Genomic DNA, 21,977 nt, shown 5'->3' on the forward strand with positions numbered 1-21,977 from the left:
GCAGCGTCAGACACACCGCTCCCGTCGGTTTACGACTGCTTCGCAGCCGAGCGGGAGCAAGCTCCCTCGCCACAGGTCCCTCATTTTCTTGAATGAATAGCATTAGGCCAAGGCCGGGTTTGTTGTAGGCACTGCAAAATCCTAGACCCACCGCGCTCCCACTGGGAATGTCAGAGGGGGGCGTTTTCCTGGCAGCACCCCGACGCCAGTTCCTTGAGGATCGGGCAATCCGGACGGTGGTCGCCGTGACAGTGTTCCACCAGGTCCTGGAGGGTGTCGCGCAGTTCGGCCAGTTCGCGGATTTTCTGGTTCAGCTCATCGATGTGTTGCCGGGCCAGGGCCTTGACGTCGGCGCTGGCGCGCTGGCGGTCTTGCCAGAGGGTCAGCAATTTGCCGACCTCTTCCAGGGAAAACCCCAAGTCGCGGGAGCGCTTGATGAACGCCAGGGTGTGCAGGTCATCGGCGCCGTAGATCCGGTAGCCGCTGTCGGTGCGATGGGCGGCCTTGAGCAGGCCGATGGACTCGTAGTAACGGATCATCTTCGCGCTCAGGCCACTTTGGCGGGCCGCTTGGCCGATGTTCATCGCTTGTCCTCCAACTGCTTGGGGGTCCAGAACTTCAACAGTAACGCATTGCTGACCACGCTGACGCTCGACAACGCCATGGCCGCGCCGGCCAGCACCGGGTTGAGAAAACCGAACGCCGCCAGGGGGATGCCGATCAAGTTATAGACGAACGCCCAGAACAGGTTCTGGCGGATCTTGGCGTAGGTCTTGCGGCTGATATCCAGCGCCGCCGGCACCAGTCGCGGATCGCCGCGCATGAGGGTGATGCCCGCGGTATGCATCGCCACGTCGGTGCCGCCGCCCATGGCAATGCCGATATCGGCGGCGGCCAGGGCCGGGGCGTCGTTGATGCCGTCGCCGACCATCGCCACTACCGAGTGTGTTTTCAACTGCTGGACGATGGCGGACTTATCCGCCGGCAGCACTTCGGCATGGACCTGGGTGATCCCCAGCGCTTCGGCCACCACCCGGGCGCTACCCCGGTTATCGCCCGTGAGCAAGTGACTGGCGATGTGGCGCTCATTGAGGGCCTGTACGGCAGCGAGGGCGCCGGGCTTGAGGGTATCACCGAAGGCGAATAGGCCCAGCACCCGAGGCGTCGCGCCTTGTTCGATCAGCCAGGACAACGTGCGGCCTTCGGTCTCCCAGGCCTGTGCCGACTCGGCCAGCGAGCCGGGGGCCAGGCCCAGTTCGTCCAGCAGGCGTCGATTGCCCAGGGCCAGGCGGCGTCCGTCGAGGCTGCCGGCGATACCGCGTCCAGCCAGGGACTGGCTGTCGCTGACATCCGGCACATCCAGGCCGCGCTCGGCGCAGGCATCCAGTACGGCTTTGGCGAGCGGGTGTTCGCTGCCGCGTTGCAGGGCGCCGGCCATTTTCAGCAGCGCGTCTTCATCACCTTCCAGGGCCGTCAAGTGGGCGATGCGCGGTGTGCCGGAGGTCAGGGTGCCGGTCTTGTCGAACACCACGGTGTTGACTTCATGGGCACGCTCCAGCGCCTCGGCATCCTTGATCAGAATCCCGTGGCGCGCGGCCACGCCGGTGCCGGCCATGATCGCCGTGGGCGTTGCCAGGCCCAGGGCGCAGGGACAGGCGATCACCAGCACGGCGACGGCGTTGATCAGCGCGGTTTCCAGTGGCGCACCGTACAGCCACCAACCGATGAGCGTCGCCAGGGCCAGCACCAGCACCACCGGTACGAACACCTGGCTGACTTTATCCACCAGTTTCTGGATCGGGGCCTTGGCGGCCTGGGCGTCTTCTACCAGGCGGATGATGCGCGCCAGGACGGTTTCGGTACCCAGGGCCAGCGTGCGTACCAGCAGCCGACCTTCGCCGTTGATGGCGCCGCCGGTGACTTTGTCGCCGGGCTGCTTGGGCACCGGCAGGCTTTCGCCGCTGATCAGCGCTTCGTCGGCGTGGCTCTGGCCTTCCAGTACTTCGCCGTCCACCGGGAAGCGTTCGCCGGGCTTGACCAGCACCAGGTCATTCAAGCGCAGGGCACTGATGGCAACATCCCGCTCCTGGCCATCGATCACCTGGATCGCCCGTTCCGGACGCAAGGCTTCGAGGGCGCGGATGGCGCTGGCGGTTTGTCGCTTGGCGCGGCTTTCCAGATATTTGCCGAGCAGTACCAGGGCAATCACTACGGCCGAGGCTTCGAAGTACAGGTGCGGCATGCCGCCAGGGCGGGCGATCACCCATTCATAAAGGCTCAAGCCGTAGCCGGCGCTGGTGCCCAGGGCCACCAGCAGGTCCATGTTCCCGGCACCGACACGCACGGCCTTGAAGGCGGCGACGTAGAAACGCGCACCGAAGATGAATTGCACCGGCGTCGCCAGGGCGAACTGCACCCAGGCCGGGAGCATCCAATGCACGCCGAACGGCTGCAGCAGCATCGGCAGTACCAGCGGCACGGACAGCGCAATCGCCAGCGCCAATATCAGGCGCTCACGGTTCAGACGGTTGGCCTGCGTGTCGGCGGGCTGTTCGGCCTGCCAGACAGTGGCGTCATAGCCGGCGCGCTTGATCGCATCGATCAGGTTTTGTGGATCCACCTGGCCGAGCAGTTCGAGGTGGGCCCGCTCATTGGCAAGGTTGACGCTGACCCTGTTCACACCGTCGACCTTGCCCAAGGCGCGTTCGACCCGGCCGACACAGGAAGCGCAGGTCATGCCTTCGATGTTCAGTTCCAGGGTGTGTACCGGAACGCTATAGCCTGCCTGTTCGACGGCCTGCTTCAAGGCCGGCAGGCTACCTTCGGGGGCCTGGACACGCGCCAGTTCCGTCGCCAGGTTGACGCTGACGGCGCTGGCACCGGTGACTTTGCTCAAGGCCCGCTCGACCCGTCCGGCGCAGCTGGCGCAGGTCATGCCGGCAATGGGTAGATCGAATGTGGTGGATTCGGACATCGGTCACGCTCCCTGTAGTGAATGACTACAGGATCAACCTTGCCATGTTGGCAAGGTCAAGCGCCAATCCTCTGTGGGAGCGAGCCACAAGTTCAAGTGGCGTGTCAGTAACCGAGCCCCGCCTGCTTGAGGAACATGCCTTGTTCAGTCATGGCGATGCGGAACTTCAAGATGTCACCGGCCTTGAGGGTGATGTTCTGCGACCCTGGCGCGAGCATGCCCGGGTTGCACCCCTGTGCCTGGCCTGGCAGCAACTTCAGGCGCAAGGAGAACTGGCCCGGCGGCAGGTTGAACGAGGTGCTTTGCTCCTGGAACAGCCTGGCCGAGAGCTGATCCTGGATGTAGATGCCGATTTCGCAACTGGTCGCCACTTCCAGGCGCTCGCGAGAAATGATCAACACGCCGTAGTCTTCGCCGGCGGCCGATGCCTGGGGCGCCACCGCTGAAAAACCGAGCATGCAAAACAGGCTGAACGCTGACCAGCGCATGGCTGAACCTCCGGTGTTAAATCCTTGATGTGTGCAGCTTGGCTGAGCGCGATGCCGATTGCCAGCCCGGCAGTTTTTGTCAGAACTTGACCTTGCCATGATGGCAAGCTTGAGACTGCTGGCAACCTCAATCCCAAGGAGTTATCTCATGCAAACTTTCAATGTCCAGGGCATGTCCTGCGGTCACTGTGTCAAGGCCATCACCCAGGCGGTCAAGTCCAAGGACCCGGCGGCCGATGTGCAAATCGACCTGGGCGCCAAGACTGTCCAGGTCCAGAGTTCGTTGCCGGCCGATGCGGTGCTCGCGGCCATCGAGGAGGAGGGCTATGAGGCCAGCCCTGCTTGAAGTTTTTTAATCGTTAGCGACCTACCGGAATGTTCAAGAGCGTCCGGCACGGCTAGACTGTCGGGCTGTCGAACGACGCCTGAGCTGGACGCCCGATGAACCTCCGTACCATTCTGATTCTTGGCGCCTTGAGCGCTTTCGGTCCCTTGGCGATCGACTTCTACCTGCCTGCCTTTCCAGCGATGGCCACGGCCTTCGGTACCGATGAAAAACACATCCAGTTGACCCTGGCGGCCTATTTCCTCGGCTTGTCCATCGGGCAACTGGCCTATGGGCCGGTGGCGGACCGGTTCGGGCGGCGCATTCCGCTGCTGACTGGCGTCGGCCTGTTCACTCTGGCCTCCCTGGCCTGCGCCTATGCGCCGAGCCTGGAATGGCTGATCGGCGCCCGTTTCGTCCAGGCCCTGGGTGGATGCGCCGGGATGGTGATCTCGCGGGCGGTGGTCAGCGACAAATGCGACGCGGTGGGCTCGGCCAAGGTGTTTTCGCAGTTGATGCTGGTGATGGGCCTGGCGCCGATTCTCGCGCCGATGCTGGGCGGGTTGCTGGTGAACCTGCATGGCTGGCAGTCAATTTTCATTGCCCTGACCCTGTTCAGTGCATTGGCGTCGACGGCGGTGGCCTTGTGGCTGCCGGAAAGTTTGCCGGACTATGTGCCTCGGCAACCGTTGTCGGGGGCGTTGCGCCAATATGGCCGGTTATTGACCGACGCTGTCTTCCTCGGCCATGCGCTGACGGGGGGGATCGCTATCGCTGGGATGTTTGCCTACATCGCCGGTTCGCCTTTCGTCTTTATCAAGCTCTACGGTGTACCGGCCGAACATTTCGGTTGGCTGTTCGGCACCAACGCGGCGGGCTTCATCCTGGTTGCGCAGGTCAACGCCCGGCTGCTGTCCAAGCGCGGCCCGGCGTTCCTGCTGAGCCGCGCGGTATGGGTCTACCTGGGCGCCGGGCTGAGCCTGCTGGCCGTCAGTTCATTGCAACCTGCGCAGTTGTGGCCGCTGCTGCTCCCGCTGTTTATCTGCATCGCCAGCCTGGGGTGCATCCTTCCCAACGCCTCGGCCTGCGCCATGAATGGACAGGGCGCCCGGGCCGGCAGTGCTTCGGCGATGCTGGGATGCCTGCAGTTTTCCGTCGCCGCCGGAGCAGCCGCGTTGGTGGCGGCGCTGCATAACGGCACCGCCGTGCCAATGGCGCTGGTCATCAGCCTGTGCGGGCTGTTGGTGGTGGGCGCAGCGATGCTGACTCGTCGCCTGCAAAATGCCCGGGCATTGGCCCAGGCCAGTCGCGAGGGCTGACTCAGCCGACCGCGCGCTGCTGTTGTTCGGGGAAATGATGGGGTGCGAGGATCCGCGCTTGCAGGGTGCTGGCGAAGGCCTGGGCTTCGGCCTCGGTACGGAAGGTGACGACGTGCTGGTCAAGGCGCACTTGCCACTGGGATTTTGCCACTTCTTTTATCAGGATCTTCATTGCTGACCTCCTCACGAAAAGATTGCGTTGCAAAGGCCTCGAGTGTAGACCCGAATGCGATCGCAATTGTGACAAGGATCAATTCTCGGACTGACGGTGCGGTCCCAAGTTAATGCAACACCTGTGGAGAGGGAGCAAGCTCCCTCTCCACAGGTGAAGTGTTTCGACCTGCTGTCAGAAGCCCTCGAGCACAATCTTGCCCTTGGACTTGCCGCTTTCCAGCAAGGCATGCGCCCGGCGCAGGTTCTCGGCGTTGATGGTGCCGAAATGTTCGCCAACCGTAGTCTTCAGTGTGCCTGCGTCGATCAGGGCGGCCACGCGGTTGAGCAGTTTGTGCTGTTCAAGCATGTCGGCCGTTTCGAACAGCGAGCGGGTGTACATGAATTCCCAATGCAACGACAGGCTCTTGCGCTTGAGCTTGGTTACGTCCAGCGCCTTGGGATCGTCGATCAGCGCCAGTTTGCCCTGGGGCGCGAGGGCTTCAACCAACTGGTCCAGATGCTGGTCGGTCTGGGTCAGGCTGGCGACGTGAGTCACCTGGGGCTGGCCCGCTTCTTTCAACACTTCGCTCAATGGCTGGCTGTGGTCGATCACCAGGTCGGCCCCCAGGCTGTGTACCCAATCCTGGGTCTGCACACGGGACGCGGTGCCAATCACCTTCAGCCCGGTGAGTTGGCTGGCCAGTTGCGTCAGGATCGAACCCACGCCTCCCGCCGCGCCGACGATCAACAGGCTCTGGCCCAGGTCGCTTTGGCCTTCCTGGATTTGCAGGCGCTCGAACAACAACTCCCAGGCGGTAATGGCCGTCAGCGGCAGCGCCGCCGCTTCGGCGAAACCGAGGGTCTTGGGCATGTGGCCGACGATGCGCTCATCCACCACGTGCAACTCGCTGTTGCCGCCGGCCCGGGCGATGGAGCCGGCATAGAACACCTGGTCCCCGGCCTTGAACAGCGTAACCTCGCTGCCCACCGCCTTGACCACTCCGGCCACGTCCCAGCCCAGCACCTTGGCTGCTCCGTCTTCGGGCTGGACGTTCTGGCGGACTTTGGTGTCCACCGGGTTGACCGAAATAGCCTTGACCTCCACCAGCAGGTCCCTGGGACCGGCGACCGGTTCTGGCAGCTCGATGTCCTGGAGCGATTGCGGGTCAGTGATAGGCAACGAGTGGTAGTAGGCGATGGCTTTCATGAAGCGGCTCCGTGAGATGAATTCGATGGAAGCCATGTTTAGCTATTTATCGTCGAGATAAAACCGGCTAAAAGAACAGGCTCTTTCAATGATTTTTTGATAATGGAGTCGTCATGCTTCGCTTCGATGACTTGCAGTTGTTTGTCCGGGCGGCGGACCTGGGCAGTCTTTCGGCTGCGGCCAGGGTCATGGACCTGTCGGCGGCGGTGGCCAGTGCCGCGTTGAAACGGATCGAGCAGCACCTCGGCGCGCGGCTGTTGGCCCGTTCCACCCGTAGCCTGCGCCTGACGGCCGAAGGCGAGGGCTTTCTCGAATATGCCCGGGCCGCATTGAGCAGCCTTGACGAGGGCCGGCGGTTGTTGACCAGTGGCCAGGACCAGGTCAGTGGGGTGTTGCAGTTGTCCGCACCGTCGGACCTGGGACGCAACCTGCTGCTGCCCTGGCTGGATGCGTTCCAGCGCGAGTACCCCGGGCTGACGGTGCGGCTGTTGCTGGGCGATCGCATAGCCGATCTGTTCAAGCAGCCGGTGGACATCGCCTTGCGTTATGGCGATCCGGAAGATTCGAGCCTGGTCGCCCTGCCCATTGCCCCGGATAACCGCCGGGTGCTGTGCGCATCGCCGGACTATCTGGCTCGCCACGGTGCACCCCATCAGTTGGAACAACTGGCCCAGCACAACTGCCTGTTGTACATGCTGGGCAGTCGGGTCCATGACCGGTGGGGTTTTCATGACGGCAAACGGGAAGTGAGCCTCACCGTCAGTGGCGACCGTTTCAGTGACGACGCCGATGTGGTGCGACGCTGGGCGGTGGCGGGTGCCGGGATTGCCTATAAATCGTGGCTGGATGTGTCCACGGACGTGCTGGCCGGACGCTTGAAAATCCTATTGCCGCACCTGCAATGCGAACGCGCGCCCCTCAATCTGCTGTGTGCCCACCGGGCGCAATTAAGCAAGCCCATCAACCTTTTGCGGGACATGCTCCAGGCCCGCTGCGGTGAGTTGACGGCTCGTTTTCCAGTCTTGACGGGGGCCGGCCATTAGTCGCGGGCAAATAGAGAATTTTCCCTCAGGAACAATCGCCTCCAAAGGTTTCCGGAGGACAGGAAAGCTCGACCGCCCCGCTTATACTATCGGCCGCCTGCGCCAGAGCAGTAGACGAATGATTCAACAGGGAGTGAATACATGGAACATGCACCTTGCATCAGCCAGATCGCCACGCTGCTGGCTGACCCCAAGCGCAGCGCAATGATGTGGGCCTTGATGGACGGCACGGCCCGCCAGGCCGAGGAGTTGGCATTGCTCGCCGGGTTGTCGCCGTCCTCGGCCAGCGCGCATCTGGGACGCCTGTCCGCTGGAGGCCTGTTGAAAGTCGAAGCCCGGGGCCGCAAGCGGTTTTTCCGCCTGGCAGCCCCTGAAATCGGTGCTGCCGTCGAAGCGCTGGCCAGCGCGACGCTGGTCAGTACGCCGCGCCAGATCCCGGACATCTTCAAGCGCCGGGTCATGCCGAGCAAAGCGCCGTCGGCTCCCACGTCGTTGATGCGGGCCAGACTTTGCGACGATCACCTGGGGGGCACCCTGGCGGCGGACCTGTATCAGCAGCTGCTGGATGCCGGGTGGATCGAGCAGTTCGAGCAGCGGGTGATCGTCACCCACAAAGGCGCCAATCAGTTGGCCGAACGTGGCCTGTTCATCCAGGCCCTGGCCCATCGCAACGCCCGCATTGCTTGTGCCTGCCCGGACTGGAGCGAGCGTCGTCCACACCTGGGGGGCGCGCTGGGGGCGGCCCTGCTGCAACTGTTCATGCAGTCGGGTTGGCTGAGCTTGCCGAACGATTCGCGAGCCCTGCAGGTGACGACGCTCGGCCAGCAGGAAATCCAGCGGTTCGCCCGGCAGGACACGGTGGAGATGGCAATCTAGAGAACGCTCGATGCGTCGCTCAGGGCTGTCGGCAGGTCGTATTCAGCAATAGCCACCTGCGAGGTTCGCGCACACTCGGTCCGGGGAATTATCGGATTGGGGGAGGCAGCATGGACACTCACGGCTACAGTGCGGCGGAACGATTGGAACGGTTACCCATCAGCGGTTACCACCGGGTCATCTTCATCATCATCGCCCTGGCGTTTTTCTTTGACTCCATGGACCTGGCGATGATGACGTTCCTGTTGGGATCGATCAAAGCCGAGTTCGGCCTGAGTACCGCCCAGGCCGGTTTGCTCGCCAGCTCCAGCTTCTTCGGCATGGTGGTGGGGGCGTCGCTGTCGGGCATGCTGGCCGATCGTTTCGGGCGCAAGCCGGTGTTCCAGTGGAGCATCGTGCTGTGGGGCATTGCCAGTTACTTGTGCTCCACGGCCCAGGACATCGAGACCTTGACGCTGTTTCGCATCCTGCTGGGTATCGGCATGGGCATGGAATTTCCGATTGCCCAGTCGATGCTTTCGGAGCTGATCCCGGCCAAGCGTCGGGGCCGCTACATCGCCTTGATGGACGGCTTCTGGCCGCTGGGTTTCGTGGCGGCGGGGGTGCTGTCGTATTTCCTGCTGCCGGTGGTCGGCTGGCGCGACATCTTTCTGGTGCTGGCGGTGCCGGCGGTGTTTGTCCTGGCGATTCGTTTCTTCATTCCCGAGTCGCCACGCTGGCTGGAGCAAGCCGGTCGGGGCGATGAAGCGGACGCGGTGCTCAAGCGAATCGAAGATAAGGTCCGGACCTCGCTGGGGCATCAGACCCTGCCGGAGCCGATCCGTTTGCCAAGGGTTGAGAGCACGCCAGGCAATTTCTTTTCGGCCCTGGCGCAGATCTGGTCGCCGCTGTATCGCCAGCGCACGATGATGATCTGGAGCGTCTGGTTCTTTGCCTTGCTCGGTTTCTACGGCCTGACGTCCTGGCTCAGCGCGTTGTTGCAGCAGTCGGGGTTCGCGGTGACCCAATCGGTGTATTACACGGTGCTGATTTCCCTGGGCGGGATTCCCGGTTTCTTGATGGCAGCCTGGCTGGTGGAGCGCTGGGGGCGCAAACCGGTGTGCGTCATCACGCTGTTGGGCGGTGGGGTGATGGCGTTTCTGTACGGGCAGAGCGCGGTGTTTGGCGGCAACGTCGGCCTGTTGATCGGCACCGGGTTGCTGATGCAGTTTTTCCTGTTCGGCATGTGGGCGGTGCTCTACACCTACACGCCGGAGCTGTACCCCACCTCGGCCCGGGCCACGGGCTCAGGCTTTGCTTCGGCGGTGGGACGCATCGGTTCGCTGCTCGGCCCGCTGGTGACCGGCCTGGTCTTTCCCATCACCGGCCAGGGTGGCGTGTTCGCCCTGGGCGCGTTGTGCTTCGCCGTGGCGGCGGGGGTGGTCTGGTTGTTCGGGATGGAGACCCGGGGCAAGACGTTGGAGGAGTTGAGCGAGGCGATAAGGTGATAGGCATTCCCGTGGCGAGGGAGCTTGCTCCCGCTGGGCTGCGTAGCAGTCCTCTCGTCACATGAACGAAACCCATCGGTTGCGACCGCTTCGCGCTCGAGCGGGAGCAAGCTCCCTCGCCACAGGTTGTTCTTTGTTCCCTGTGGTAAGGGCAGCTCATTTCCACAACGCTAAGGTTTTACCAGCCGCGCGTCCAGGCTGTTCTGCGCCAGGCGCTTGGCCTGGTCCTGGGTCATGCCCAGATGGGTATACAGCGCGTGGAAGTTTTCGGTGACGTAGCCGCCGAAGTACGCCGGGTCATCGGAGTTCACCGTCACCTTCACACCGCGTTCGAGCATGTCGAGGATGTTGTGCTGCGACATGTCGTCGAACACGCACAGCTTGGTGTTGGACAGCGGGCACACGGTCAGCGGAATCTGCTCGTCGATGATCCGCTGCATCAGTCGCTCGTCTTCAATGGCTCGCACGCCATGGTCGATGCGCTGGATCTTCAGCAGGTCCAGGGCTTCCCAGATGTACTCGGGCGGACCTTCTTCGCCGGCGTGGGCGACAGTCAGGAAGCCTTCGTTGCGTGCGCGGTCGAATACGCGCTGGAACTTGCTCGGTGGATGGCCCATTTCCGAGCTGTCCAGGCCCACGGCCACGAAGGCCTCGCGGAACGGCAGCGCCTGGTCGAGGGTCTTCTCGGCTTGTTCTTCGCTCAGGTGGCGCAGGAAACTCAGGATCAGGCCGCTGGTGATGCCCAGTTGCTGCTCACCGTCCTTGAGGGCGGCGGCGATGCCGTTGAGCACCACTTCGAACGCGATACCACGGTCGGTGTGGGTCTGCGGGTCGAAGAACGGTTCGGTGTGGATCACGTTCTGCGCCTTGCAACGCAACAGGTAGGCCCAGGTCAGGTCATAGAAATCCTGGGAGGTGCGCAGCACATCGGCGCCCTGGTAATACAGGTCGAGGAATTCCTGCAGGTTGTTGAAGGCATAGGCCTTGCGCAGGGTATCGACGTCGCTCCACGGCAGGGCGATCTTGTTGCGTTCGGCCAGGGCGAACAGCAGTTCGGGCTCCAGCGAGCCTTCCAGGTGCAGGTGCAGTTCAGCCTTGGGCAGGGCGTTCAGCCAGTCGTACATGGTCTTTTCTCATCAGCGAATCGATGGCGGGCATTCTACAGGCGCTGGCCGCCCTGTCGGGTAAAACCTGACCGGCTGATCCACTACACGGCGAGCGACTCACGCCGATAAGCATAGGTGTCGGCGAAGCGCGACAGCAGGAATTCGGCGCAGGTCGTCGTTGGGTACTTTGGCGGGTGGGCGTCATCCTGGCAACCGGGCAGGCATTGGATCAGCGTGTCGGGGTGCGGCTCGGCAAAGAACGGCATCGAGTACCGGTCCACCCCCAGCGGGCTGATCACTCGATGCGGCGTCGACAGGTAACGGTCGTTGCTCCAGCGCGCCATCATGTCGCCGAGGTTGACCACGAAGGTGCCGTCGATGGGCGGCGCGTCGATCCATTGGCCGTCGACGTTGCGCACTTGCAGGCCGCCGGCGGCGTCCTGATAGAGCAAGGTGATGCAGCCATAATCGGTATGGGCGCCGGCTCCTTGCTGTTCGGCGCTACTGGCAGTGCGGCGGGGCGGGTAGTGGATCAGGCGCAGTACACTGACCGGCTCGTTGAAGCGCGTGTCGAAAAAGTCTCGCTCGATACCCAGGGCCAGGGTCATGGCCCGCAGCAGTGTTTGTGCAAGTGCCTGCATGTCGCGGTAATGCTGCTCCATCAAGCTTTCCCAGCCAATCAGGTCCGGGTGGCGGTTGGGGCCACGCAGGGGTTTTTCCGCCAGCACGTCGGGATGATCGGCCGGCAAGTGCAGGCCCATGTCGAAGGTTTCCTTCAGGTCGCTGGGCTTGGTCGGGTCCAGTTGTTCGGTGGCGACGGCGCCGTAGCCACGGTGGTGGCGGGTCTGGGTGATGTCGATCTTGAGTTTTTCTTCGACGGGCAGGGCGAAGAAGCGTTGGGCACTGCCCAGCACCTCGGCGATACGCGCCGGGCTGATGGGATGACCCTTGATGTAGAAAAAGCCCCATTGGCGGCAGGCTTGGTCGATCTGCTCGGCGACGGTTTGCCAGGCGCTGGGCTCGTCGCCGTAGAGCGGGCTGATGTCGATGATGGGCAGGCTGTTCATGCGGCTTTCCTGGCTTGGAATAGGAGCCCCATGTGGGAGCGAGCAAGCTCTCTCCCACAATAGGTTTTGGGTTGGTTTTGGGGACTATTTGGGAATCTCAGCCTTCATGCCTTCGACGTAATAATTCATCGACGCGAGTTCCGCGTTGGTGGCGCTCACGCCCGCCGGGATTTTCTCGACGCCGGCCTGGTCCTTGATCGGGCCGGTGAACGGATGGAAGGTCCCGCTCTCGATGTCAGCGATGATCTGTTCGGCTTCGCCCTTGACCGCTGCTGGCACCAGGTCGCTGATCGGCAGTTTCACCGTGCCTTCTTTCAGGCCACCCCAGTAGTCCTGGGATTTCCAGTTGTGGTCGAGCACGCTTTGGGTCGCTTGGATGTAGTGCGGGCCCCAGTCATTGACGATGGACGTCAGCACCGCCTTGGGACCGAAGTGAGCCATGTCCGAAGCGTAGCCCACCGCATAGACGCCGCGTCGCTCGGCGGCCTGGATCGGCGCCGGGCTGTCGGTATGCTGGAACACTACGTCCACGCCCTGATCGATCAGCGCGTTGGCGGCGTCGGCTTCCTTGCCCGGGTCGAACCAGGAGTTGACCCACACCACTTTGATCTCGCTGCCGGGGTTGTACTTGTTCAGGGCCAGTTGGATGGCGTTGATGTCGCGGATGACTTCCGGGATCGGGAAGGAGGCGACGTAGCCGATCTTCTTGGTCTTGGTCATCTTGGCCGCGAGAAAACCACCGACGTAGCGGCCCTCATAGGTGCGAGCCAGGTACGTGCCCAGGTTCTTGTCTTGCTTGTAGCCGGTGGCGTGTTCGAAGATCACCTTGGGAAACTGCTTGGCGACTTTCAGTGTCGGGTTCATGTAGCCGAAGGAGGTGGTGAAGATCAGGTCGTATTTGTCCTTGGCCATGTTGCGGATCACCCGCTCGGCATCGGCACCCTCCGGCACGTTTTCCACGTAGTTGGTGGTGATCTGCTCGCCGAATTTCGCCGCCAGCTCCTTGCGCCCTTGTTCATGCTGATAGGTCCAGCCGTGATCGCCGATCGGGCCGATGTAGACGAAGCCGACCTTCAGCGGGTCGGCGGCACTGGCATTCAGGCCGGCGCCCAGGCCGACGGCGGCGACAACGGCGCAAAGCAACTTCTTCAAGGGGCGTTTGTGCATGAACTCGAACTCCATTTTGTTGTGAGGTTGGCTGTACGGCACCAATGCAAAATGCTGACCAACAAGACAACTAATCGACACGGTCCAATTGTGGCGAGGGCGCTTGCTCCCGCTCGGTCGCGCAGCGGCTGTAAAAGCCGGGGGCTGCTGCGCGCCCCAGCGGGAGCAAGCTCCCTCGCCACAGTAAGATCGTCCGGGCGATAAAGGTGCGCGCCGCCCGCCACTCGCCACCCCCTGGTGCATCACACCGAACGAAACGTTCACCGCCTCCTATAGTCAGTAATTCATGACCCGCCCACGCTGACAGGCCTGCGATGCTCACTTTGCTCAAGCAAGAAAAACTGCTGTTGCTGGCGCTGATCGCCGCGTGTATCGCCTATCCGCTGGAACATTGGCTATTGGGCAACGGGCAACTGGTCGCGTTGATCAGCGGCCTGGTGCTGATCGGCTTCATCGTCGCCGCCTCGATGCGTGTGGCCCATCACGCCGAACTGCTGGCGGAAAAGGTCGGTGATCCCTACGGCACGATGATCCTGACCTTGTCGGCGGTGCTGGTGGAGGTGGTGATCCTGGCGATCATGATGAGCAACGAAGCGTCATCGACACTGGTGCGGGACACGATCTACTCGGCGGTGATGCTCGACATCAACGGCATCCTCGGGCTCGCGGCGCTGATGGGCGGGATCAAGCATGGCGAGCAGGCCTACAACGACGATTCGGCGCGCACCTACAGCGTGATGATTCTTACCGCCATGGGGGTATCGATGGTGGTGCCGGAGTTCATTCCCCGCGAGAGCTGGAAAATGTATTCGGCCTTTACCATTGGCGCGATGATCGTGCTGTACACCTTGTTCCTGCGCATGCAGGTCGGGCCTCACAGTTACTTCTTCAGCTACAGCTACCCGGAAAAACGCCGCAAGAAAGAGCCGGTGGAAAACGAACCGGAACCCATCAGCCTGGCGCTTTCCATCGGTGCGCTGGTGGTTGGCGTGGTGATTATCGGCGCCCTGGCCGAAGTCATGTCCAAGGCCCTCGACCTGGGGTTGGAAGGCTCGGGTGCGCCGCCGGTGGTCACGGCGATCCTGGTGGCCGCCATCTCCGCCGCACCGGAAATCCTCACCGCCCTGCGCGCGGCCCTGGCGAACCGCATGCAGTCGGTGGTGAACATTGCATTGGGCGCTTCGCTGTCCACGGTGATTCTCACCGTGCCCGTGATGGAGGCCATGGCCCTTTATACCGGCCAGCCTTTCCAAATGGCCATGACGCCAGTGCAGACCGTGATGATCTTCATCACCCTGATCGTCAGCGCCATCAACCTCAACGATGGCGAAACCAATGCCATTGAAGGCATGACCCACTTTGTGTTGTTCGCGACGTTTATCATGTTGTCGTTGCTGGGACTCTAGACTCTGCACAAAGCCAAACTGTGGGAGCGGGCTTGCTGTTCACTTAGGGCAATCGACAAACCCGTGGCGAGGGAGCTTGCTCCCGCTGGGCCGCGGAGCGGCCCCAAAACCTGCCAAATGCGGAGCATCGGACACACCGGTTTACGACTGCTTCGCAGCCGTGCGGGAGCAAGCTCCCTCGCCACAGGTCCATCATTTTTCTTAAATGAACCGCATTGGCTCCCACCGGGGATTTTGGCTGGATCAGGCTCCGGCGATCAGTTCCCGCGCCGCCTGGCTGTGATCGGCAATCAGCCCCTTCAAATCCAAGCCCTCGACCTGCCCATCGATCACTCGCCAGTGCCCGCCGATCATCATCCGATCCGCCCGATCCGCACCGCACAGCAGCAGCGCCGAGACCGGGTCGTGGCTGCCGGAAAAGCGCAGCTCATCAAGCTTGAACAGCGCCAGGTCGGCCTGCTTGCCCACCGCCAATTCACCGATATCGCCGCGCCCGAGCAGTTGCGCCGAGCCCCGGGTTGCCCAGCCCAGTACGCGTTCCGGTGTGATCGCTTGCGCGCCATAGCGCAGGCGCTGGATGTACAGCGCCTGGCGGGTTTCGAGGATCATGTTCGAGGCATCGTTGGATGCCGAACCGTCTACCCCCAGGCCCACGGGAGCGCCGGCGGCGGTCAGGTCCAGGGTCGGGCAAATGCCCGAGGCCAGGCGCATGTTCGAACTTGGGCAGTGACAGATGCCGGTGCCGGCGGTGCCGAGGCGGACGATTTCATCCGGGTTGAAATGAATCCCATGGGCCAGCCAGGTGCGCGGTCCGAGCCAGCCGACGCTGTCCAGGTAATCGACGGTGCGCAGGCCGAAGCGTTGCAGGCAAAAGTCCTCTTCATCGAGGGTCTCGGCCAGGTGCGTGTGCAGGCGTACGTCGAGTTTTTCCGCCAGCTCGGCGCTGGCCTGCATGATCTCGGGCGTGACCGAAAACGGTGAGCAGGGCGCCAGGGCAATCTGGATCCGGGCGCCGTCACCGCGCTCATGGTACTGGCTGATCAAGCGCTGGCTGTCGTCGAGAATCACCTGGCCCTGCTGCACGGTCTGCTGCGGCGGCAAGCCACCGTCGGCCTCGCCCAGGCTCATGGAACCGCGGGTCAGCATCGCGCGCATGCCCAGTTCACGAACACTCTGCACCTGCACATCGATGGCATTTTCCAGGCCTTCGGGGAACAGGTAGTGGTGGTCGGCCGCCGTGGTGCAGCCTGACAGCAGCAACTCCGCCAAGGCCACTTTGCTGGCCAGGGCAAGTTTTTCCGGGGTCAGCCGCGCCCACACTGGGTAGAGGGTCTTGAGCCAGGGAAACAACGGCTGGTTCACCACCGGCGCCCAGGCGCGGGTCAGGGTTTGGTAGAAGTGATGGTGGGTGTTGATCAACCCCGGCAGGATCACATGCTCGCGCGCATCGAAGATGTCGTCACAGGGCTGGGTGGGTTGTTGGCCGGCGCTCAGCAGTTCGACGATCACACCGTCCTGCAGGACGAGGCCGCCACGGGCATCGAGGTCGTTGGCGGTGAAAATGGCGAGGGGATTTTTTAACCAGGTACGGGTCGCAGGCATGGTGGCCGGCTCCTCTGAAAGTGGGTTCAGGTTAGCCAGCTCAGTGATGCCCTGTCTGCTGATCCAGGGTCGCCCGTTGGACTGGGCGAGGTGCGGAGTTTACTCAGGTTGTCGGGCGCAGATCCAGTGTCAGGTCGAGACCCCTGTGGGAGCGAGCTTGCTCGCGATAGCGGTAGATCAGCGACATCAATCTTGGATGTAAGGCCGCCATCGCGAGCAAGCTCGCTCCCACAGAGGAAAGATGGGGTTACCAGGGAATCGTTTCGCCCCTGTAGTTGACGAAGTGATGCCCGCCCTTGCCGACGAAGGCATTCACTTGGTCGATCAACCCGCGGGTGCTGGTCTCGACATCGATGTCCGCGCCTTCACCGCCCATGTCGGTCTTGACCCAGCCCGGGTGCAGCGACAGTACGGTCAATGCCTGCTCGCCCAGTTGGCTGACAAAACTGTTGGTCATCGAATTGAGCGCCGCCTTGCTGGCCTTGTACAGCGCCAGTTCCGGGGCGTCGGGCATGGTCACGCTGCCCAGCACCGAGCTCATGAACGCCAGCACGCCGCTGCCGTCGCGGATCTGGCCGACAAAGCGCTGGGCCAGGTTGATCGGGGCCACGGCGTTGGTGAAGAACAACTGGCCGACTTCGGCCAGCGTCGCGCCGCCTGGGCTCTGGTTGTCCGGACCCTTGACGCCGGCGTTGACGAACAGCAGGTCGAAGGTTTCGCCCTTGAGTTGTTGACTCAGGGCGATGACCGCTTGCTGGTCGTCCATGTCGAGTCTTTCGATCCGCACCGGGCCCAGCGCCCTCAAAGCCTCTGCGTTCTGCGGGTTGCGCACGGTGGCGGTCACGTTCCAGCCATCGCTGAGCAGGGTCTTCACCAGACCAAGGCCCAGGCCCCGGGAGGCGCCGATGATCAATGCGTTTCTTGCCGAATTCATGAGAGGCATCCTTGAAAGAAAAAGGTCATGGATTTAATGGACAGCGTTGCCCGAGCCGTTGTTTCAGCTCGTGACGCAACGCGTCGAGTTCGGTCATACGGGTTTCGATCAGGTTCAGTTTGTCTTGCAGCAATTGCGTCACGGCGCAGTCCGGGTCGGGGGCGTTCCACAGGGCGGCGACGCTGGCGCCGATCTCGCCCAGGGTAAAGCCCAGGCGCTGGGCGGTCTTGATATAGAGCACCAGTTGGACAACGTCGGCGGGGTAGTCGCGATAGCCGTTAGCGCTGCGCGTCGCCGCGATCAGGCCCCGCTGCTCGTAGAAGCGCAGGGTGTCTCGACTGACATCGCAGGCTTGGGCTAATTCACCGATACGCATGGACGACTCCAGAAGGGGCTTGACCTTGGAGCATACCCCAGGCTTTAGCCTTTTCGCTCCCCAATTATCTGGAGCAAAGTGTATGTGGACTTCGATGCAATATCGCCGGGTGGTGCTCGGCAGTGCCTGGTACGACCTGATCGTGTCGGCCGCGCTAGTCACGCCGTGGAGCTTTGCGGCGCTGCATGGTGTGTTGATGAGCTTGGCTCAGCTATTCGACCTGCCTGGAGAACTGCCGCCGTTTGCGCCGGCGCATGTGCTGATGGTGAATCTGCTGGGCTCGATTGTCTGCGTATGGGCGGTGCTGCGGATTCGGGATCCGCAGCCGCTGTATGGGCGTTATGACGCGACGGGGCGGTTTCTGTTTGCCGCCTGGATGCTGTATGCGCTGCTTCATGGGGCCAGTGCGGTGTTGTGGGTTTTCCTGTTTTTCGAGGTAGTGTGGGGCGTCGTGCAGACACTGCCCGTCCGTGGCGAGGGAGCTTGCTCCCGTTCGACTGCGCAGCAGTCGCCTTCCTAAGAGGGACGCTGCGCGCCCCAGCGGGAGCAAGCTCCCTCGCCACAGGTGTACTTCAATGCCCCGCCTGCCAAGGTTGCCCCAAGGACACCGGCGCATACAGTCGGGTGCGCACGGCGTCCCGGGACAGCAGCACCAGCACCACAATGGTCGCGGCATACGGCAACATCGCCAGCAAGCTCGATGGAATCGCCAGCCCCAAGCCCTGGGCCACCAGGTGCAGGATGCTGGCGAGGCCGAACAGGTAGGCGCCCAGCAGCAGGCGCCACACCCGCCAACTGGCGAACACCACCAGCGCCAGGGCGATCCAGCCGCGCCCGGCGCTCATGTTCTCGGCCCACATCGGCGTGTAGGCCAACGATAGATAGGCGCCGGCCAGGCCGGCCATGGCGCCGCCGAACAGCACCGCCAGGGTCCGCACCCTTAACACCGGCAGGCCCATGGCACTGGCGGCGTCGGGGTTCTCGCCGACGGCCTGGATGATCAACCCGACGCGACTTTTCACAATCATCCACGCCACCAGGGCAAACAGGGCGAAGGACAGGTAAACCAGCAGATCCTGGGCAAACAGCATCCGCCCGATCAACGGAATGTCACTCAGGTAAGGAATGGCCAGCGGCTCGAACCCCGCCAGCGGCTTGCCGACCCAGGCCGCCCCGACAAAACTCGACAGGCCCACGCCGAAAATCGTCAACGCCAGCCCGGTGGCCACCTGATTGGCGTTGAATACCAGCGCCACCAACGCGAACAGCGCCGACAACAGCATGCCGGCAGCCATCGCTAGCAGCACGCCGAGCCAGAGGTTGCCGCTGTTGAAGGCGACGATAAAACCGATCACCGCACCGAACAGCATCATGCCTTCCTGGCCCAGGTTGAGGACGCCGCTTTTTTCGCAGACCAATTCACCCAAGGCCACCAGCAGTAACGGCGTACCGCAGCGGACCATGGCGTAGAAAATATTGCTCAACAGGTCGATATCCATCACAGCGCTCCTGCCTGTACGGCGGTGGTTCGGGTGCGCCGGGCCCAGCGCAGGTTGAGGCGTGGCCGGTACAGGATCAGCACGTCGCAGGCCAACAGGAAAAACAGCATCATTCCCTGGAACAGTTGGGTGATTGCCTGGGGAAGGTTCAGCGACATCTGCGCGCTCTCGCCGCCGATATACAGCAACGCCATCAACAGGCTGGAAAACAGAATGCCGATGGGATTGAGCCGTCCCAGGAACGCCACGGTAATTGCCGCATAGCCGTAGCCCGGCGACACCTGCGGCACCAGTTGGCCGATCGGCCCGGTCACTTCGCAGACGCCGGCCAGCCCGGCCAGCGCCCCGCTGATCAACAGCGCCAGCCACACCAGCGGCTTCTGGCGAAAACCGGCGAAACCGGCGGCGCGGGCATCGAGGCCCAGCACCTTGATTTGAAAGCCGACGAAGCTTTTCTGCAGCAACACCCACACCGCCACCAGCGCCAGCAGGGCGAAATATAGCCCGGCATGGACCCGACCATCTTCCAGCAGCAACGGCAGGCGACTGGCCTCGCCGAACATCGCCGACTCCGGGAAATTGAAACCCGCTGGGTCTTTCAACGGTCCGTGAACGCAAAACAACAGCAGGTTCAGGGCGATGTAATTGAGCATGATGCTGGTGAGGATTTCGTTGGCATTGAAGCGCGTGCGCAGCCACGCCGTGAGCCCGGCCCAGGCGGCACCGGCCAGGGTGCCGGTCAGCAGGATCAGCACCAGTGCCCAGCGGCTTTGCACGTCGATGATGTTCACCGCCAAGGCACTGCCGGCCAAGGCGCCCAGCAACAGCTGGCCTTCAGCGCCGATGTTCCAGATTCGCGCCTGATAGGCCACTGCCAGGCCGAGGGCGCACAGCAGGATCGGCAAGGTCTTGACCAGCCACTCGGACACGCCGTACAGATCGCTGATCGGGGCGATCAACAGGGTGTACAGCGTTTGCAGCGGGTCATGCCCCAGGGCGATAAACAGCAGCGAGCCACAGGCCAGGGTCAACACGGCGGCCAGTAGCGGCGAGCACCAGAGCATCAGGCGCGATTGTTGGCCGCGAGGTTCGAGAGAGAGCAGCATGTAGAACTCCGTTTAAACCGGTGCGGGGGCAGGGGATTGAGGGGCGTCGAACTGGCCGGCCATCCAGCCGCCGACGTCACTGAGACGGGTCTCGACGGTGGGTCTCAAGGCCGACAGACGCCCGCCGCACAAGGCGCCGAGGCGATCGCTGATCTGGAACAGTTCGTCGAGGTCTTCGGAGATCACCAGAATCGCCGCGCCCGCATCGCGCAGGGCGATCAGGGCGCGATGGATGGTCGCCGCCGCGCCGACGTCCACGCCCCAGGTCGGGTGAGCGGCCACCAGCAGCTTCGGCTGTTGCAGGATTTCCCGACCGAGAATGAATTTCTGCAGGTTGCCCCCCGAAAGGCTGCGCGCCGGGGTTTTGGTGTCGCGTGTCTTCACGCCAAAGCGACGGATGATCTCCTCGGCCAGGTGTTCGACCTTGCTGCGGCGAATCAGTCCGTGGCTGACCAGGCCCTGTTGGAAAGCGCTGAGCAAGGCGTTATCCGCCAGGCTCAATTGCGGCACGGCGCCATGGCCCAGGCGCTCGGCGGGGACAAATGCCAGCCCGAGCCGGCGACGGGCGTCGGGGCGTAGATGAGCCACGGGTTGCCCGTCGAATCGGATCGTTTCGCCTTGCGGGCGGGCAAGCGGAGTCTCTCCGCTGAGCAACGCCAGCCATTCGTCCTGACCATTGCCCGCCACCCCGGCGATGCCGACGATTTCGCCGCTGCGCACCTCCAGGTCGATCTCCCGCAACGAGCAGCCGAACGGGTCCGGGTTGTGCCAGGACAGCTTGTCGATCTGCAGAAAGGCTTTGTCGGCGCTGACCTTGGGATAATCCGTGATCAGCCCGGCCGCTTCGCCGACCATCAGTTGCGCCAACTCCCGGTCCGAGCAATGCGCCGGGGTGCAATGCCCCGATACCCGTCCTGCGCGCAGCACCGTGGCGCTGTGGCACAACGCTCGCACTTCCCCAAGCTTGTGGCTGATAAACAAGATGCTGCAGCCCTCGCTCGCCAGGCGGCGCAGGGTCACGAACAGCTCTTCGGCTTCAACGGGCGTGAGCACCGAGGTCGGTTCGTCGAGAATCAGCAGGCGAATGTCCTGCATCAGGCAGCGAATGATTTCCACCCGTTGCCGCTCGCCAATCGACAGGCTGTGGACCAGCCGCTGCGGCTCCAGCGCCATGCCGTAGCGTCGGGAAACCTCGCGGATCCGGGGTTCCAGCTGCGCCGGCGTACCGGCTGCCGCGCCCATTGCCAGGGCAATGTTTTGCGCAACGGTGAGCGTTTCGAACAGCGAGAAATGCTGGAACACCATGCCGATTCCCAGGCTGCGGGCCTGGGCCGGGTTGCGCAGGTTGACGCGCTGGCCTTGCCAGATCACCTCGCCCGAATCGGCAGGGGTGACGCCGTAGATAATCTTCATCAGGGTGCTTTTACCCGCACCATTTTCCCCGAGCAGGGCGTGGATCTCCCCGGGTTGGATGCTCAGGTCGATGGCGTCGTTGGCCAGGCAACCGGGGTAGCGTTTGCTGATGTTGCGCAATTGCAGGCGCGCGATGGAGTCGGGGTTGGACATGACAGGCTCGGGCCGATGGACAGGAATGCCTGTGGATAAAGCAATTTCCTGGCCATCAGGTCAGGAAATCGCCTCGGCCCGCGCCGCCAAGGCTCTTTGCAGGTAGCCTGGGCATCTGCCATAGGAAAATTCTGCACCGGTTTGGAGCGCGCAAGTTTTGCGCAGGCATCGGTTTGCCCTGAAATGGGTGGTTAAAAATTGAGCAAGCGGCTGCGAGCCATGCCCTCCTTGGGGTAGCAGGAGCCATGAACGGGTTATCCACAGGTTGCTCCACAG

21 protein-coding genes are annotated in these 21,977 nt (G+C 62.9%); 7 read left to right on the forward strand and 14 right to left on the reverse strand.

Annotation, left to right across the window (positions count from 1 at the left end):
- Window positions 1-170 precede the first annotated feature (170 nt).
- The 3 genes from cueR to BLT00_RS15070 all read right to left on the reverse strand — a co-directional run bounded on the left by cueR (window position 171) and on the right by BLT00_RS15070 (window position 3,462).
- Entirely contained in the window at window positions 171-584 is a 414-nt protein-coding gene (cueR, locus tag BLT00_RS15060; RefSeq protein ID WP_063323097.1) for a Cu(I)-responsive transcriptional regulator, read from the reverse strand.
- On the reverse strand, window positions 581-2,974 hold the full coding sequence (locus tag BLT00_RS15065; RefSeq protein ID WP_092147095.1) for a heavy metal translocating P-type ATPase: 2,394 nt from the start codon (window positions 2,972-2,974) through the stop codon (window positions 581-583). Before BLT00_RS15065 ends, cueR begins: the two co-directional genes overlap by 4 nt.
- Window positions 2,975-3,078: 104 nt before the next feature.
- Window positions 3,079-3,462 carry a hypothetical protein gene (locus BLT00_RS15070; RefSeq protein WP_092147097.1) on the reverse strand — a complete coding sequence of 128 codons (384 nt, stop codon included), beginning with the start codon at window positions 3,460-3,462 and terminating at the stop codon, window positions 3,079-3,081.
- A 148-nt stretch (window positions 3,463-3,610) separates the two neighbouring features.
- On the opposite strand from BLT00_RS15070, the gene BLT00_RS15075 reads away from it, so the two are divergent.
- Entirely contained in the window at window positions 3,611-3,808 is a 198-nt protein-coding gene (locus BLT00_RS15075; protein ID WP_092147100.1) for a heavy-metal-associated domain-containing protein, read from the forward strand.
- Window positions 3,809-3,903: 95 nt separating this feature from the next.
- Window positions 3,904-5,106: a multidrug effflux MFS transporter gene (locus BLT00_RS15080; RefSeq protein WP_092147103.1), complete on the forward strand. Its 1,203-nt coding sequence runs from the start codon at window positions 3,904-3,906 to the stop codon at window positions 5,104-5,106.
- 1 nt (window position 5,107) lies between these two features.
- On the opposite strand, the gene BLT00_RS31880 is transcribed toward BLT00_RS15080, so the two are convergent.
- Both BLT00_RS31880 and BLT00_RS15085 read right to left on the reverse strand, forming a co-directional pair.
- Window positions 5,108-5,278, reverse strand: a complete 171-nt coding sequence (locus BLT00_RS31880; protein ID WP_170845930.1) for a hypothetical protein — start codon at window positions 5,276-5,278, stop codon at window positions 5,108-5,110.
- A 174-nt stretch (window positions 5,279-5,452) separates the two neighbouring features.
- Window positions 5,453-6,466, reverse strand: a complete 1,014-nt coding sequence (locus tag BLT00_RS15085; protein ID WP_092147105.1) for a zinc-binding alcohol dehydrogenase family protein — start codon at window positions 6,464-6,466, stop codon at window positions 5,453-5,455.
- Between the two features lie 113 nt (window positions 6,467-6,579).
- Here BLT00_RS15085 and BLT00_RS15090 point away from each other — a divergent pair, with 113 nt between their 5' ends.
- From BLT00_RS15090 to BLT00_RS15100, 3 genes are all read left to right on the forward strand, one after another.
- On the forward strand, window positions 6,580-7,509 hold the full coding sequence (locus tag BLT00_RS15090) for a LysR family transcriptional regulator (protein WP_092147108.1): 930 nt from the start codon (window positions 6,580-6,582) through the stop codon (window positions 7,507-7,509).
- 141 nt (window positions 7,510-7,650) lie between these two features.
- Complete coding sequence (locus BLT00_RS15095; protein ID WP_092147111.1) at window positions 7,651-8,385, forward strand: ArsR/SmtB family transcription factor; 735 nt, start codon at window positions 7,651-7,653, stop codon at window positions 8,383-8,385.
- A gap of 110 nt (window positions 8,386-8,495) precedes the next feature.
- On the forward strand, window positions 8,496-9,872 hold the full coding sequence (locus BLT00_RS15100) for an MFS transporter (protein WP_092147114.1): 1,377 nt from the start codon (window positions 8,496-8,498) through the stop codon (window positions 9,870-9,872).
- 170 nt (window positions 9,873-10,042) lie between these two features.
- On the opposite strand, the gene BLT00_RS15105 is transcribed toward BLT00_RS15100, so the two are convergent.
- The 3 genes from BLT00_RS15105 to BLT00_RS15115 all read right to left on the reverse strand — a co-directional run bounded on the left by BLT00_RS15105 (window position 10,043) and on the right by BLT00_RS15115 (window position 13,212).
- Window positions 10,043-10,996 carry an adenosine deaminase gene (locus tag BLT00_RS15105; protein WP_092147117.1) on the reverse strand — a complete coding sequence of 318 codons (954 nt, stop codon included), beginning with the start codon at window positions 10,994-10,996 and terminating at the stop codon, window positions 10,043-10,045.
- A gap of 83 nt (window positions 10,997-11,079) precedes the next feature.
- On the reverse strand, window positions 11,080-12,045 hold the full coding sequence (locus BLT00_RS15110) for a 2-oxoglutarate and iron-dependent oxygenase domain-containing protein (RefSeq protein WP_092147120.1): 966 nt from the start codon (window positions 12,043-12,045) through the stop codon (window positions 11,080-11,082).
- A gap of 84 nt (window positions 12,046-12,129) precedes the next feature.
- On the reverse strand, window positions 12,130-13,212 hold the full coding sequence (locus tag BLT00_RS15115; RefSeq protein WP_063323087.1) for a BMP family ABC transporter substrate-binding protein: 1,083 nt from the start codon (window positions 13,210-13,212) through the stop codon (window positions 12,130-12,132).
- 314 nt (window positions 13,213-13,526) lie between these two features.
- On the opposite strand from BLT00_RS15115, the gene BLT00_RS15120 reads away from it, so the two are divergent.
- A complete protein-coding gene (locus BLT00_RS15120) occupies window positions 13,527-14,618 on the forward strand; it encodes a calcium:cation antiporter (protein WP_092147123.1) in 1,092 nt (363 codons plus the stop codon).
- Between the two features lie 243 nt (window positions 14,619-14,861).
- On the opposite strand, the gene BLT00_RS15125 is transcribed toward BLT00_RS15120, so the two are convergent.
- The 3 genes from BLT00_RS15125 to BLT00_RS15135 all read right to left on the reverse strand — a co-directional run bounded on the left by BLT00_RS15125 (window position 14,862) and on the right by BLT00_RS15135 (window position 17,530).
- Window positions 14,862-16,220: an 8-oxoguanine deaminase gene (locus BLT00_RS15125; RefSeq protein ID WP_092147126.1), complete on the reverse strand. Its 1,359-nt coding sequence runs from the start codon at window positions 16,218-16,220 to the stop codon at window positions 14,862-14,864.
- A gap of 247 nt (window positions 16,221-16,467) precedes the next feature.
- Entirely contained in the window at window positions 16,468-17,154 is a 687-nt protein-coding gene (locus BLT00_RS15130) for an SDR family oxidoreductase (protein ID WP_063323084.1), read from the reverse strand.
- A 25-nt stretch (window positions 17,155-17,179) separates the two neighbouring features.
- On the reverse strand, window positions 17,180-17,530 hold the full coding sequence (locus BLT00_RS15135; protein WP_092147129.1) for a MerR family DNA-binding transcriptional regulator: 351 nt from the start codon (window positions 17,528-17,530) through the stop codon (window positions 17,180-17,182).
- Window positions 17,531-17,612: 82 nt separating this feature from the next.
- Here BLT00_RS15135 and BLT00_RS15140 point away from each other — a divergent pair, with 82 nt between their 5' ends.
- A complete protein-coding gene (locus tag BLT00_RS15140; protein ID WP_063323082.1) occupies window positions 17,613-18,050 on the forward strand; it encodes a hypothetical protein in 438 nt (145 codons plus the stop codon).
- Window positions 18,051-18,102: 52 nt separating this feature from the next.
- On the opposite strand, the gene BLT00_RS15145 is transcribed toward BLT00_RS15140, so the two are convergent.
- Genes BLT00_RS15145 through BLT00_RS15155 form a run of 3 tightly spaced genes read right to left on the reverse strand, consistent with a single transcriptional unit; the run spans window position 18,103 to window position 21,701 of the window.
- Window positions 18,103-19,029 (reverse strand): ABC transporter permease, encoded by a 927-nt coding sequence (locus BLT00_RS15145; RefSeq protein ID WP_013692177.1) that lies wholly within the window; start codon window positions 19,027-19,029, stop codon window positions 18,103-18,105.
- The gene (locus BLT00_RS15150) at window positions 19,029-20,135 is read right to left on the reverse strand and encodes an ABC transporter permease (RefSeq protein ID WP_063323080.1); all 1,107 of its coding nucleotides are present in this window, start codon (window positions 20,133-20,135) and stop codon (window positions 19,029-19,031) included. The genes BLT00_RS15145 and BLT00_RS15150 overlap by 1 nt, the downstream gene beginning before the upstream one ends.
- Window positions 20,136-20,147: 12 nt before the next feature.
- Window positions 20,148-21,701, reverse strand: a complete 1,554-nt coding sequence (locus BLT00_RS15155) for an ABC transporter ATP-binding protein (RefSeq protein WP_092147132.1) — start codon at window positions 21,699-21,701, stop codon at window positions 20,148-20,150.
- Between the last annotated feature and the right edge of the window lie 276 nt (window positions 21,702-21,977).

This window comes from Pseudomonas sp. NFACC51 (genome assembly GCF_900103575.1).
Lineage (GTDB): Bacteria > Pseudomonadota > Gammaproteobacteria > Pseudomonadales > Pseudomonadaceae > Aquipseudomonas > Aquipseudomonas fluorescens_Q.